Origin of the sequence: Chryseobacterium sp. c4a, from assembly GCF_009900745.1 — a bacterium.
Lineage (GTDB): Bacteria > Bacteroidota > Bacteroidia > Flavobacteriales > Weeksellaceae > Chryseobacterium.
In genome coordinates this window covers 1-13,820 of sequence record NZ_WXVU01000021.1, presented here as the reverse complement: position 1 = coordinate 13,820, position 13,820 = coordinate 1, and the positions used below count along the sequence as shown (strand labels likewise).

The following is a 13,820-nucleotide window of genomic DNA, read 5'->3' as shown; positions in this document are numbered from 1 at the left end:
TGTATCATTTTTAAACCAGATTAATTTGAATAGTGACCCAAACCCCACTATTGTTTTCTTTATCCTTTACAGAACAGGTGATATCTTTTTTATACAGATCATTCAGCAGCTGAATTCTTTCGAGTGTATTTTTCATTCCCCTCCCCTCACGGATTTTCTGATGCTGGGTCTTTTGTCTTTTACTTTCTTCTATCCCTATTCCGTTATCTTCAATGGTAATCCTTAGATGATGATTATTTTTCTCAAAACTTAATTTCAAATGTCCTTTTTCTGTTCTATAACGCAATCCATGCCAGATAGCATTTTCCAGAAACGGCTGTACAAGCATTCCGGGAATCTGTAGGCCTTGCATATTCAGGGATTCATCAACATCAATTTCGTAGTCAAATTTATCGGAAAAACGTGTTTTTTCAAGAGCGAGATAATTTTGAAGCAAATCCAATTCCTGCTGAAAAGGGATAAAATCATTGGTAGAGTTTTCCATCACACCACGCATCAGTTTTGAAAACTTGGTAAGATATTGATTCGCCTCTAATTCATTATTGGTAGCAATAAAGTGATTGACACTATTCAGACTATTAAAAATAAAGTGTGGATTCATTTCCCTTCTAAGAGACTGAAGTGCAATTTTCTTATTCTTGATCTGAACTTTTTTCAGGGTTCTGAAAATGAAAATAACAAGACCTGTCAATAAGATCAAAGCTCCTATTAATCCGTAATTGAAGATGTTTTTCTTACGAATAAGCTCATCTTTCAGCTCTTTTTCTTTTTCCAGCTGCGAAATTCTCTGTTCTGTATCTTCCAGAATTTTATTATCTACCAAGCTCCTGTCTTTAGAAACTAAATTCGGAAGTTTTCCTAGAAAATCTCTATATAGCTGAACTGAAGCATCAATATTTCCAGAAATAGCATAAAGACTGTCCAGTCTCTTTACACTTTTCTGAGCTTCCAGTGTATGGCCTTTATCCAATGCTATCCCGTAGGCGTTTTTCAACAAATCCACGGCTTCTTTCGGATCATTTTTTTTGATATAAATATCAGCGAGTTCCTGAATCTGATTAACTTTCTCTTGTGAGTTATCCTTTACGAAATCTTCTTTTAAAACCTTCTTTTTAGCTTCAATAGCTTTATCAAAGTTCTTATTTTCAACATAAAGATCAGCAAGTTTCTGATTGATTGCCAACGCTTGTTGCGGAGCTTCTTTTTTTGAAATTTTATACGCGGTATTAAGGTTTTCCTCTGCTTTATAAATATCTTTCTGTTGTATATTCATGTCTGCCAATTGGCTGTATCCTTCCGCTACATTGGCTTGTTCATTTTCTTTTTTGCTTATATTAATATTATTCTGAATCGCCGCTGCCTGAACCTCTGGTGTAGGGGCTGATAATCTTGCTACATCATTAGAGTTAACGGTTTTGCTTTTCTCACTATTGCTCATTTGTGCTGCCATACTGTAATTACTAATGGCAGGGGTTATTTTATTTTGTTTTTCCTGTGATTGGGCTAATTTCCGGGTAACAGATTCCAGGTTCTTTTTATCATTAAGTTTTTGATAAAGAGCTTTCGCTTTCACAAGATACTCTTCGCTTTTTGCATAATTTCCTTGATTATAGTAATCGGAGGCTATCCCCACATACGTATCTGCAACACCTTTATCATCATTCTTATCTACCGCTTTTTTCAGTTTTGCAGCAGACTTCACAGCTTGGGAAACTCTAGCAGTATCCTGTGCTGAGAAGTAATTTCCCACCATCAATATTGAAATAAACAGTATTTTAAAAGCTAATTTCACGGATTTCAAATCTTTATTGCAAAGTAACTAAAACTTTAGCGATCAGCTTCTATTCTTTACCAAGCCAAAACATGATTTCACCAAGTGACAACCTTTTATCTTGTATAGAGCTTTCGGTTATCCTAATAAATAAACCTGTTATTTTAAACACAAAATTCGCAAAGGCATTTATCAAGTAATAAGTTTTTACGTTCGCAGAGACATTAACACTCAGCAAATAAAAAAATACCACACCTAGCTGAATGAAATGCCCTTGCGGACGAATATATACATTATACTTCTATCTTTCTCTTTGCGATTCTTAGCGTTATAAACCTTTGTAGGATCTCCATATACAAAAAAGTAAAGCAGTAAACTGAATGATATGGATAATTTCTACTTCTCACCAAGTGAAAGTTCCATTTCACCAAGTCTTCCGATTTTCAGTTTTGGATCGAACTAATTTTACATCAGAATTTAAAAGTAAAAACAAGAAATTATGAAATTGAAACATTTTTTATTAATCGGAATTTTAACGTTGGGAAGTTTTGTAAACGCTCAGGAAGTAAAGAAAAATGCAATTGAGGTAACGGGTGTTGCCGAAATGGAAGTAGAACCGGATGAAATCATCTTTAGTATCGGAATAAAAGCAGACAACAAAAATGATCTGGCAGATAATGAAAAGAAGATGTTTGATATCTTAAAAAATGCTGGGGTAAAAAACGAGGATATCAAATTCAAGTCGATGTACCAGAACATTTACGCCAAAAACGGCAAATTCTCAAAGAACTATCAGTTTAAAGCGAATGCAAAATCTAATCTGAGTAAAATCTTTGAAGATCTGAATCAGAAATGGGTAAGCAGCCTGAATATCACAGAAGTAAAAAACACCAAAATTGCAGACTTCAGAAAAGCAGTAAAGATCAATGCTTTAAAAGCAGCAAAAGAAAAGGCTGATTATCTTTTGGAAAGTATGGGTAAAAAGGTGGGCAGTGTTCTTGAAATTGTAGAAATTGAAGACTACACCAGCGATACCGTTATGCCTGTTGCCTACAAAAGCAGAATGAGCAATGTACAAATGGAAATGGCAGATGCGCCTGTAGATTTTTCTTTTGACAATATTGAAAATATCAAGCTGAAATACAGTATCAAAACGAGATACGAAATTCTATAAAATAACAGATTTAAGAGAGGCTGCCACACTTTGGGCAGCCTTTTTGGGGTCACAAGTCTATAAATAACATCATCCTTACTAATTAATAATTCTATCTGGTTAAAAAATAAAACACATCGGCACATGTTTTTTTACTAAGCTGCTTTTAATGCATTTATGATACAAGAACGTCTTTTTTGCACTCACCAAGTGAAAACCGTTCTTCATCAAGTATCCCCATTTTCAGGATTTAATACAGGTAATTTTACTTCATAATTTAAAATAATAAACAATGAAACGTTATCTTTTAATCACAATATTTTCAGTAGCTTTTTTCAAAGCACAGGAAATCAAAAAGGAAATTGAGGTAAAGCAGGCTACTGTATTTTTACAGGGAGCAAAAGTCTTTGGAAGCACTACTGTCAATCTTCAGAAAGGAAAAAATACCATAAGAATTGTAAACCTTCCAAATGATCTGGATGAAAATACATATAAAATTAATCTTGAAAAGAACACCACGCTCCTATCCATCACTCCCCAAAATAATTTTTTGAAAGAAGATCAGCTTTCCGATGGTGAAAAAAAGCTGGATGATGAAAGAAAAAAACTTCAGAGACAGGTCAGCCTTTTGAATATTCAGGTTAAAAATCTTACAGGAGAACAAAATATCATCAATGACAATTTAAAGGTATCAACCAATGATAAATCAACACCTCAGGAACAACTGATTAAGCTTACTGAGTTTTACAGAAAAAGAATGCTGGACATTGATAATCAGATCTTTTTATTGAATGAACAGAAAAGCATGCTTGATGAAAGTATTACTAAGCTCAATAAACAGTCTGATGAAGAACAAACTCATAAAAACACAAATAGAAAAGAACTTTTGCTTGAAATTCTTGCTGATAATGATACCAGCCTAAATCTTGGGGTTAGTTATATCGTTTCGGATGCAGGATGGGTTCCTTCTTATGACCTTCGTGCCGAATCTATAAAAAGACCTCTAGAAATGGTTTACAAAGGAAAAATCTATCAAAAGACAGGACAGGACTGGAAAAATATAAAATTGTTTGTCTCCACCTACAGACCATCGTACAATCAGGATAGACCTATCCTTTCTCCACTTTATGTTGCCGAATATATGCCTCACAACGTCATGCTTGAAGTTGCTGATTATAAAGCTAAAAAAGAATCTGCATTGGTAAATGCTTATCAAATGAGACAGGATATCGCAGCAAAGCCTAGTCAGATCCCGATTGCTTCTGTTTCTGACAACCAAATGAACGTAATTTATGAACTCAACTACAACCAAACAATCCTCAGCCAAGAAAAAGAACAATATGTCATCCTGGATAAAAAACAAATTGATGCTACTTACAAATACCACACGGTTCCAAAGGTAAATAACCAGGTATTCCTGATGGCCTTTGTAAAAAACTGGCAAAACCTCAACCTCATCAACGGGGAAGCGAACATTTATTTTGAGGATAATTATATCGGGAAGACGAATATTACCAGTAATTATGTGAAGGATGAGTTCCCTATTTCTCTGGGAGTTGATGAAAGAATTACAGTGAAAAGAATTAAATTGGAGGATAAAGCTTCTCAAAAACCTATGAATTCTAATAAATGGGAAACAGAATCTTACCAGATCAGTGTGAGAAACAATACCAAAGAAAGTATTGAACTTGAAGTACTTGATCAGCTTCCCATCAGTGAAAATTCTAAAATTTCAGTGAGAGCAATAGACACTGGAAACGGAAGCCTTGATGAGAAAACGGGAAGTATTCTTTGGAATAAAAAAATAGGTTCCGGAGGTTCTGAAAAAATTAACTTCTCTTATGAAGTAAAGTATCCTAAAGAGATGCAAATCCAGTATTACAACAGATAAATTTTAAACCGATGGCTACATTTAGTCATCGGTTTTTTAATATCCTTAACCACAAAAGTTTTGAGAATCTTGGATTTCCCTCTTATTATCGTCCAAATTTAAAATAGCGAGACAATGGATGTTTTCTCCCTTTCATAAACCGGGAAGCCATTTCCATTCCAGTTACTGAAAAAGTAATTCCATTTCCGCCAAAACCCAGTACAAAGTAAGAATTTTTGAATGCTGGATGTTCACTGATGTAAGGAAGTCCATCTTTTGTTTCACCAAAAGTTCCAGCCCATACAAAATCAGGATAAAACTGATAATCGGGCTTTATCTTTTTTAAATTTTTCAGGATTTCATTTTCCTTTTTATCCAGAATGGCATCTCGTTTTTCAGCTCCATAAAAATCCTCATCACCACCGCCAATCAGGAGTCTGCCATCATCAGTTGTTCGCATATATAAGTAGGGTTCATCGGTATTCCATACCAGAGTGGTTCCTATATTTTTAAATTTGTCTTTATCCACTTCAGAAACGACGGCATAGGTGCTTTTCAAATTAACAAAATTTTCCTTCAGTAAGTTTTTGCTTTCATACCCTATGCAATAGATTATTTTCTTTGTCCGGATCTTAAAACCACTTTTTAACTGAGCTATATTGAAACCTTTATGATATTCTATTTCTATCATTTCAGTTTTATCAAATATTTTCAATCCTTTTTTTACATTATGCTTACATAATTCATGAGCAAACTGAAAAGCATCAATGCTTGCTCCTTGTTTTGAAAGGATACCACCATACGTATTCTCAAATCCGAATTTTTGTAAAATTTGGTTTGCGTTTAACCATTTAACGTCAAATCCTGCTTTTTTTCTGGCCTCATATTCTTTATTCAGCCATTCAACATCTTTCTTTTTTGATGCAAAGTACAGTGATTTTTTACGTTTGAATCCTGCATTAGAGCGTATTTTCTTTGCCAACACTTCAAGAGTATCAATCGCCTCTGAACATGCTTTATAACTCGCAACTGCTCCTTTTTCTCCTATTTTTTTTGTTAATTCATAGAGAGGAATATCTATTTCATACTGCAGCATTGAGGTAGTGGCCGAAGTACTGCCATTGCAAAGCTCACGTTTATCAATAAGAATGGTATCATACCCTTCTTTTACCATTTGATGGGCAATAAGACTTCCTGTAATTCCCGCTCCTATAATTAAAACATCACATTCCTCATCTGATTTTAAAGAAGGATAAGTAGCGATCAGTCCGTTTTTTAAAAGCCAGAAAGGCTCATTTGATTTGAGATCCATATTAATATTTTACATTAAAAATAACAATATTTATATCTATTTTAACAGTTTACAACAAATTCATGGTGTAATTATTGTTGCTTTATTAAGTTCCAACCACCATAAAATATTCACTATGATAACAATTATTCCAGAAGCTCCGGAGAATGTGGCAGCATTCAACGCAACCGGAGAAGTGACGAAAGAAGATTTTGAAAAATTGGTAATTCCGCGTGTAAAAGAGAAAGTAGACCAATTTGGTGAGCTGAATTACTTATTGTACCTGGATACTGATCTGGATAAATTTACCATGGGGGCATGGCTTGAAGACCTGCTGCTAGGAATCAAAAATCTGGCAAAATGGAATCGCGCTGCCATCGTTACAGACAAAGAAGGTGTACAGAACTTTACAGATATTTTCAGTGTTCTGATGCCCGGAGAATTTAAATCTTTCCCAAAGGAAAATTTATACAATGCACTTTACTGGTGTAAAAACGGTGATGAGGTAGAAGCTTGATTACCCTTACAATAAACAATAAAAAGACTGTCTTAAAAGACAGTCTTTTTTGTTATACACCAATCATTATCAGATAAATACGTAAAAACACCTAATCTAAAATTTGGTATATTATACTGCAAAATTTTCCCAAAACAGTGAATACATTTGTATTGTTAATCCACAAAAACTTACACCATGTCAACATTCAAAACAAACATTATTGCAGGACCACTTTGGAGCAATGACGAAGCACAAAAACTAGGGCCACGTATTGCTGCTGCACACTTAGGAAAATTTACCGGACAATGGACGACCATTGTTGAAGGACAAATGAGCATTATAGAAGTTGAATTGAATACCGAACCTACCGGTAGTACGGAATATACTTTAAACGTTTTGGCCGGTCCAATCTGGAGCGATGAAGATGCTAAAGCAATTTGTCCTGCTATCTGTGCATCCTACGGAGGTACATGGAACGGACAATGGACAACAGTTGTAGAAGGTAAAATGAGCGTTTGCAGCTGCGTCTTTAAATTCTAATCTAAAAGAAGAATGTATTAATTTAAAAAAGCTGTCTTAAAAGTCTATTTTTGACTTTGAGACAGCCTTTTTTATGCTTAATTTTAATAGTTCTGCAGACTTAACACATTTTTTTCTCTTTATTTATCACACGAAACGCATTCTGTAACCGCTTCCTCATCATTGGTTGCTCCACCATACAAATACATGTATCTTACACTGATTACAAACCCAATAAAGGTCATCCCTACTCCTACTAATGAAGGATAATTGAATGGCAATCCGTATTCTAAAGGAATTCCTCCAAAAAAGGCTCCCATAGCATTGGCAATATTAAATCCAGCCTGCATAAAAGCTGCTGCCATCATTTCACTTTTTGGGGCTGCCTTCATCATCATAATATTGATAGGCGCAGCAATAGACATTGATAAGGCTCCGCACATAAATGTTAATATGAAAGCAATATTCTGGTGTTCAGACAGTAAAAATACTCCTACCAAAGAAATCATCATTAAGAAAATCAGAAGTGCACAGGTCTTTTCCGGCCCTAACTTATCTGAAACAATCCCTCCGGCAAGGTTACCAACCACCATTCCTGCCCCGGCAAGAACCATTACATATGCCATTTGGCTGCTTTCAACTCCTGAAATACCAGTCATTAAAGGGGTGATATAACTTAACCATGTAAATAATCCTCCAAACCCAATAGCTGTAATCCCTAATACCAGCCACGATTGTTTCTTTTTCAAGAATTTAAGCTCTTCCAGGAAATGGGTATTTTGATTCGCTTCTGTTGCTGGAAGCCATAATTTTAAAAATAGTAAGGCAAAAATACCAATCAATGCTACAATACCAAAATACAGTCTCCAGTGGAAAGTATGCCCGATATAGGTTACTAAAGGAACCATCACCAAGTTGGCCACAGTGAGCCCTGTAAACATCATTGATATATAAAATGCTTCTTTACCTTTTCCTGCCATTTTTGCAGCGACTACGGTTCCCACTCCAAAGAAGGCTCCATGAGGAAGTCCGGATAAGAATCTGATGACTAGCATGGTTCCATAATTCGGAGCAATTGCAGAAAGCCCATTAAATAAGGTAAATAGGATCATAAAAGCAATCAATACTTTTTTTGGAGGATACTTCACCGAATATCCAATCAAAATGGGTGCTCCAATGACTACTCCCATCGCATAGGCTGAAATCAAGTGCCCAGCCTGTGGAATACTAATCTCCAAAGTTTTTGCAATGTCTGGCAAGAGTCCCATTACAGTAAATTCTGTAGTTCCTATTCCCAATCCGCCAATCGCCAGCGGTATTATTCGTTTATCAATCTTCATTGTATGTTCTTTTCTGAATTAATAGGTTGAATCTAAGGATGGTTGTCCATCTTTATTTTAGAAAGTGCAAAATTCGAAAGAAAGATTGAATTTCACCCCTCTTTGAATGATAAAAATTTGCTCCATATTAACCTTTTTGATTAATTTTAACTTCACAAACAATCAAATGAGAACAAAATGAAGATCCAGAAAGAAACTATAGAGTTTGAAAAGGGGAAGTCTTTTAAGATATTTGCTCCGAGTCTGAAAAATTGTTTTTTCTGGCATTATCATCCTGAAATAGAACTGGTTTATGTGGAAGCATCCAATGGAATCCGCCATGTCGGAAAAAATATTTCCGGTTTTACCGATAGTGAGTTACTTCTGATAGGAGCCAACGTTCCTCATCTGAACTTCGATTATGGGATACAGACAGAATGCAAGCAGCTGGTATTACAAATGCGGGAAAATTTTCTTCAGGATATCATTTTGCCTGTTCCTGAATTTGAGAATATAAAAAATCTTTTAGACCGTTCTTATCTCGGATTATCTTTTTCCGGAGAAACCAAAAGAATTGTTGTTGAAAAACTTCAAACCCTGAAGGATAAGAGCTCTTTTGAATCATTAATGGGACTCATTGAAGTCTTACAGATTCTAGCCAATTCCACAGAGGTCAATGAGCTGAATAAAGAAGATACAAGAATTAAGTGGTTCCTGAATGATAAGATCAGAATGGGAACAATCTACGATTACATTCATGAAAACCACGACAAAAAACCTAATGTCAACGAGATTGCTCAGATTGTCAGTTTAAGTACTCCTGCTTTTTGCCGGTATTTTAAAAAGCAGACCAATATGACATTCACTGATTTTGTGAATAATTACAGGATTAATCAGGCTAAAATTTATTTATTAAAAGATTCTTCCGTAACGGAAGTTTGTTTTCAGGTAGGTTTTGAAAGTCTTTCTTATTTTAATAAATTATTTAAGCAACATACCGGAGAAACCCCTTCTGAATTTAAGAAAAAGCACTTTAAACCTATTGAAATCAACGGGCGAATTGGGGTCATCAACAGAGAGACTGCTTGTAATAGATCTTTTTAATTAAAAGGGAATTGATATTACAAAAAAATAACCGCTCATTACTGAGCGGTCTATATTTTAATGAATATGTTTTTCTGCGTGGTAAGAACTTCTTACAAGAGGTGAACTTTCAACATGTCTGAATCCTAAACTTCTTGCAAAATCTCCAAACTCATCAAACTCTTCCGGCGTAATGAATTTTTTTACAGGAAGATGTTTTTTAGTTGGCTGTAAGTATTGTCCAAGAGTGATAACATCTACATTGGCATTTCTGATATCTTCAATCGTCTGGAATACTTCATCTTTAGTTTCACCTAGCCCAAGCATTACCCCGGTCTTAGTTCTTCTTTGTCCTGCTTCTTTCAAATATCTTAAAACCTCAAGGCTTCTTTCATATTTTGCCTGAATTCTCACTTCTCTTGTCAAACGTTTTACAGTTTCCATATTGTGAGAGATTACTTCAGGAGCAACTTCTACCAATCTGTCAAGATGTTTGGTGATTCCTTGAAAGTCAGGAATTAATGTTTCCATAGTTGTTCCCGGAGAGATTCTTCTTACAGCATTTACTGTTTCCCCCCAAAGAATAGATCCCATATCCTTCAAATCATCACGGTCTACAGAAGTAAGAACCGCATGTTTAATCTTCATTAATTTGATCGAACGGGCTACTTTTTCAGGTTCATCCCAATTTACATCAAGAGGTTTTCCTGTTTTTACTCCGCAGAATCCACAGCTTCTTGTACAGATGTTTCCTAAAATCATGAATGTTGCTGTACCTTCTCCCCAGCACTCACCCATGTTTGGGCAGCTTCCGCTTTGGCAAATTGTATTTAATTTATATTTATCAACCAAAGTTCTCAATTCTCTGTAATTCTTTCCAGTAGGAAGTTTTACACGAATCCATTTTGGCTTTTGAACGGTAGTATCTTGAACTAAATTCTCCATTTATTACTCAAATTGAGGTTCAAAGTTAGTGATTTTTTTATCGAAACAATCAAAGACAGATATTGATGAAACATATAATTTTGTAATTTCAGAACTCAAAATATTTTATGAAGACCTTATTCTGCATCTTATCCCTTATTTCTGGTACATTTTGTTGGGCTCAAAAAGAATTCCAGCCAAAAGGTTCTACTATTCTTCAAACAGTGGATGGAGATCTGGATGGAGATCAAATTCCGGAAAAAGTAATGGTCTACAACACAAATGCTGATGATGAGTCTGGTGAGATCCGTGAAATCCAAATTCTGAAAAAAGTAAACGGCCGGTGGACAATCCTTGAAAAGTCAACGAATGCTATTCTTGATAGTGAATCTGGAGGTATCATGGGAGATCCTTATTCCGGAACCAGTATAGAAAAAGGAATTTTAATCATTAGCCATTTTGGGGGCAGCAGCTGGAAATGGCAGTATACAGATAAATACAGACATCAGAATGGTCGTTTTGAATTGATAGGACATACTTCAAGTTCGGGAAGGCCGGGAGATTATATCAAAAATGTGGATTTTAATCTTTCTACAGGACAAATTAATTTCACAAACGAGGTTGATAATACTAAAGAATATGGCCCTTCCCAAAAAGAAACATTCATTAAAAAAGGAATCAAGATCAATCTTCAAAATAGAAATGATAAAAGTATAAAGATTATACTTCCTAAAACTAAGGCTGAAATTTTTATATAGTTTGTTATGAATGCAGGGAAGCGTAAAGGCGAGGGTTTTCTTTTACAGGCCATTGTTAGGGTGCAATGATTTTATCTTCGATAAAATTGTATACTGTTAAATAATTGCCACGAATGCACCAATTATCATATATGATGTATAAAATCTATGCGGTTTCATATTTTAAACCACATAGTCATTAGGTTTAAGACCAAAATAAACCATTTATTCCTGCATTCGTGGCAAAAAAAATCGTGCTTTAGAGCTTTCCGAATAAACTATTAATTATCATCGAATTCGTTGTTTTTCAAAAGTTCAGCAAGAACTTTTTTAGCACGCATCACACGAACTTTAGTGTTGGCAACAGAAATTCCTAGTTCTTCAGCAATCTCCTTTATACTTTTTTCTTCAAAAAATCTCAGCTTAATGATATCCTGATAATTGGCATCCAGAGATTCAATAGTTTTAATGATTTTCTTTTGCTCTTCTTCAGAAATCAGAAGTTCTTCAGGGGATTTTGCATATTGATTTTTTACCTCATCGAGGTTTTCAACAGCATCTTCGTTTTCCCTGCTCTTCTTTCTCCAGAAATCAATGACTGTATTCTGGGCAATGGTTAAAATCCAAGTTTTAAACTGAAAATGCGGATCGAACATATCCAATTTCGATAATACTTTAGAAAAGACATTTACTGTAATCTCATCGGCATCATTTTCATCTCTCACTTTCTTCATCACAAAAGAGAAAACATCCACCCAAAAAACATTGATGAGTTTAGTCTGGGCCTTCTGATCTTTGTCTTTGGCCTTTTGAATGAGCTGAAATAGCTGTTCGTCGTTCATTAATAACAAATATAGCTTATTTGGCTTGAAAATGCAAAGCGTATATAGCTGTCAGTCGTGAATTTTACTTCGCAGATGAATGTTCAATCAGAAAAATAATTATTTTATCACTGTTTAGTTCCTTTTTACCATTTTACCCTTCCGGGCTTTTGAATTTATACTTCTGAATTTATTATCTTTGCAACTTAAAATTTTAAAGAAACAATCAATGAATTCCTTTATAGAAGAACTGAAATGGCGTGGTCTTTTTGCTGATATGATGCCTGGAACCGATGAACAACTGAATAAAGAGGTAACTACTGCATATATTGGTTTCGATCCAACGGCCGATTCTTTACATATCGGAAGTCTTATTCAGATTAAAATTTTAGCTCACTTCCAGCAACATGGCCACAAGCCGATTGCTTTGGTAGGAGGAGCTACGGGGATGATTGGAGATCCATCCGGAAAATCAGCAGAGAGAAACCTTTTGGATGAGGAAACCCTTTTACACTATGTAGATTGTTTGAAAAATCAGCTTTCAAGATTTCTTGATTTTGCCGGGAATGAACCTAATAAAGCGGAACTGGTAAACAACTACGACTGGATGAAGAATATTTCTTTCCTTGATTTTGCTAAAAATGTTGGAAAGAACATCACCGTTAACTACATGATGGCTAAAGATTCTGTAAAGAAAAGATTTTCGGGAGAATCCGGTGCAGACGGAATGAGTTTTACTGAATTCACCTATCAGCTGATCCAAGGATATGATTTCCTTCACCTATATCAAAACAATAATGTAAAGCTTCAAATGGGAGGCTCTGACCAGTGGGGAAATATCACTACCGGAACAGAATTAATCCGTAGAAAAGCTCAGGGTGAAGCATTTGCATTAACGGTTCCTTTGATTACAAAAGCGGATGGTTCTAAATTCGGAAAATCTGAAAGCGGAGAAAACTATTGGTTAGATAAAAAGAAAACTTCTCCATACAAATTCTATCAGTTCTGGTTAAATGCTACTGACGAAGATGCAGAAAGATTCATCAAATTCTATACATTCCTTGGAAAAGAAGAAATTGAAGCCTTAATTGAAGAACATAAAACAGCAGCTCACGAAAGAAAGCTTCAGAAGAGATTAGCAGAAGAAGTTACGGTTTGGGTACACGGAAGAGAGGAATATGAAAAAGCGCTTAAAGCTTCAGAAATTCTTTTCGGACGTTCTACAGCTGAAGATCTGGTAAGTCTGGATGAAGAAACTTTCCTTGAAGTTTTTGATGGAGTTCCACAAAAGGAAGTCGCAAAAACAGATGTATTAGGAATAAATATTGTTGATCTTCTTTCTGAAAAATCAGGATTTTTAAAATCTAAGAGTGAGGCACAAAGAGAAATCAAAGGAAATTCAATTTCTGTGAACAAGCAAAAAGTAAATGATACTTTTACAGCAAATGAAACGGATCTTATTGATGGCAAATTCTTATTGCTTCAAAAAGGGAAGAAAAGTTATTTTATTGTAAAGGTTATTTAATTTTCAATACGATATAAAAAAGGCGCTGGATAGATTCCAGCGCCTTTTTTCTTTTATTCTGATGTCCCGTCCTGAAATAAGTTGACAACTAATCGACTTATTTATGAAACATCAAGGATTAACAAGAGAAAAGCGTACACAAAAGGACTATAGTATAGCCTTTAAATTAAGAATTGTTTCTCAAGTAGAAAACGGCGATTACACTTACAAGCAGGCTCAAAAAGAGTATGGTATTCAGGGAAAGAGTACCGTTTTGGTTTGGTTGCGAAGATATGGTAACTTAGAGTGGAGTAAACCCAAACTTCATA

General features: G+C 35.0%; 13 protein-coding genes. 8 read left to right on the top strand and 5 right to left on the bottom strand.

Going from position 1 to position 13,820, the window contains the following annotated elements; genetic code table 11:
• Positions 1-10: 10 nt before the first annotated feature.
• Positions 11-1,792, bottom strand: coding sequence for a histidine kinase (locus GTR01_RS21405; RefSeq protein ID WP_228452309.1), 1,782 nt, complete (start codon positions 1,790-1,792; stop codon positions 11-13).
• A gap of 478 nt (positions 1,793-2,270) precedes the next feature.
• Between GTR01_RS21405 and GTR01_RS21400 the strand changes: the two genes are divergently transcribed.
• Together GTR01_RS21400 and GTR01_RS21395 are read left to right on the top strand one after the other, a co-directional pair.
• Entirely contained in the window at positions 2,271-2,945 is a 675-nt protein-coding gene (locus GTR01_RS21400) for an SIMPL domain-containing protein (protein WP_160139761.1), read from the top strand.
• A 271-nt stretch (positions 2,946-3,216) separates the two neighbouring features.
• The gene (locus GTR01_RS21395; RefSeq protein WP_160139760.1) at positions 3,217-4,815 is read left to right on the top strand and encodes a DUF4139 domain-containing protein; all 1,599 of its coding nucleotides are present in this window, start codon (positions 3,217-3,219) and stop codon (positions 4,813-4,815) included.
• 85 nt (positions 4,816-4,900) lie between these two features.
• Here GTR01_RS21395 and GTR01_RS21390 read toward each other — a convergent pair whose 3' ends face one another.
• On the bottom strand, positions 4,901-6,106 hold the full coding sequence (locus GTR01_RS21390) for an NAD(P)/FAD-dependent oxidoreductase (RefSeq protein ID WP_160139759.1): 1,206 nt from the start codon (positions 6,104-6,106) through the stop codon (positions 4,901-4,903).
• A gap of 115 nt (positions 6,107-6,221) precedes the next feature.
• Between GTR01_RS21390 and GTR01_RS21385 the strand changes: the two genes are divergently transcribed.
• Together GTR01_RS21385 and GTR01_RS21380 are read left to right on the top strand one after the other, a co-directional pair.
• Positions 6,222-6,602, top strand: a complete 381-nt coding sequence (locus GTR01_RS21385; RefSeq protein WP_160139758.1) for an STAS/SEC14 domain-containing protein — start codon at positions 6,222-6,224, stop codon at positions 6,600-6,602.
• 177 nt (positions 6,603-6,779) lie between these two features.
• Positions 6,780-7,124 (top strand): mannan-binding lectin, encoded by a 345-nt coding sequence (locus GTR01_RS21380; RefSeq protein WP_160139757.1) that lies wholly within the window; start codon positions 6,780-6,782, stop codon positions 7,122-7,124.
• A 119-nt stretch (positions 7,125-7,243) separates the two neighbouring features.
• Here the strand turns inward: GTR01_RS21380 and GTR01_RS21375 are convergent, their stop codons facing one another.
• Entirely contained in the window at positions 7,244-8,443 is a 1,200-nt protein-coding gene (locus GTR01_RS21375) for an MFS transporter (protein ID WP_185155155.1), read from the bottom strand.
• 177 nt (positions 8,444-8,620) lie between these two features.
• Here GTR01_RS21375 and GTR01_RS21370 point away from each other — a divergent pair, with 177 nt between their 5' ends.
• The gene (locus GTR01_RS21370) at positions 8,621-9,526 is read left to right on the top strand and encodes an AraC family transcriptional regulator (RefSeq protein WP_160139756.1); all 906 of its coding nucleotides are present in this window, start codon (positions 8,621-8,623) and stop codon (positions 9,524-9,526) included.
• A 57-nt stretch (positions 9,527-9,583) separates the two neighbouring features.
• On the opposite strand, the gene lipA is transcribed toward GTR01_RS21370, so the two are convergent.
• A complete protein-coding gene (lipA, locus tag GTR01_RS21365) occupies positions 9,584-10,450 on the bottom strand; it encodes a lipoyl synthase (protein ID WP_160139755.1) in 867 nt (288 codons plus the stop codon).
• A 107-nt stretch (positions 10,451-10,557) separates the two neighbouring features.
• On the opposite strand from lipA, the gene GTR01_RS21360 reads away from it, so the two are divergent.
• Positions 10,558-11,187 (top strand): hypothetical protein, encoded by a 630-nt coding sequence (locus tag GTR01_RS21360; RefSeq protein WP_160139754.1) that lies wholly within the window; start codon positions 10,558-10,560, stop codon positions 11,185-11,187.
• 260 nt (positions 11,188-11,447) lie between these two features.
• Here the strand turns inward: GTR01_RS21360 and GTR01_RS21355 are convergent, their stop codons facing one another.
• On the bottom strand, positions 11,448-12,008 hold the full coding sequence (locus GTR01_RS21355) for an RNA polymerase sigma factor (RefSeq protein WP_160139753.1): 561 nt from the start codon (positions 12,006-12,008) through the stop codon (positions 11,448-11,450).
• Between the two features lie 208 nt (positions 12,009-12,216).
• Here GTR01_RS21355 and tyrS point away from each other — a divergent pair, with 208 nt between their 5' ends.
• Positions 12,217-13,512: a tyrosine--tRNA ligase gene (tyrS, locus tag GTR01_RS21350; RefSeq protein ID WP_160139752.1), complete on the top strand. Its 1,296-nt coding sequence runs from the start codon at positions 12,217-12,219 to the stop codon at positions 13,510-13,512.
• 103 nt (positions 13,513-13,615) lie between these two features.
• The coding region (locus GTR01_RS21345) for a helix-turn-helix domain-containing protein (protein ID WP_160138977.1) at positions 13,616-13,820 on the top strand (205 nt) is incomplete at its 3' end.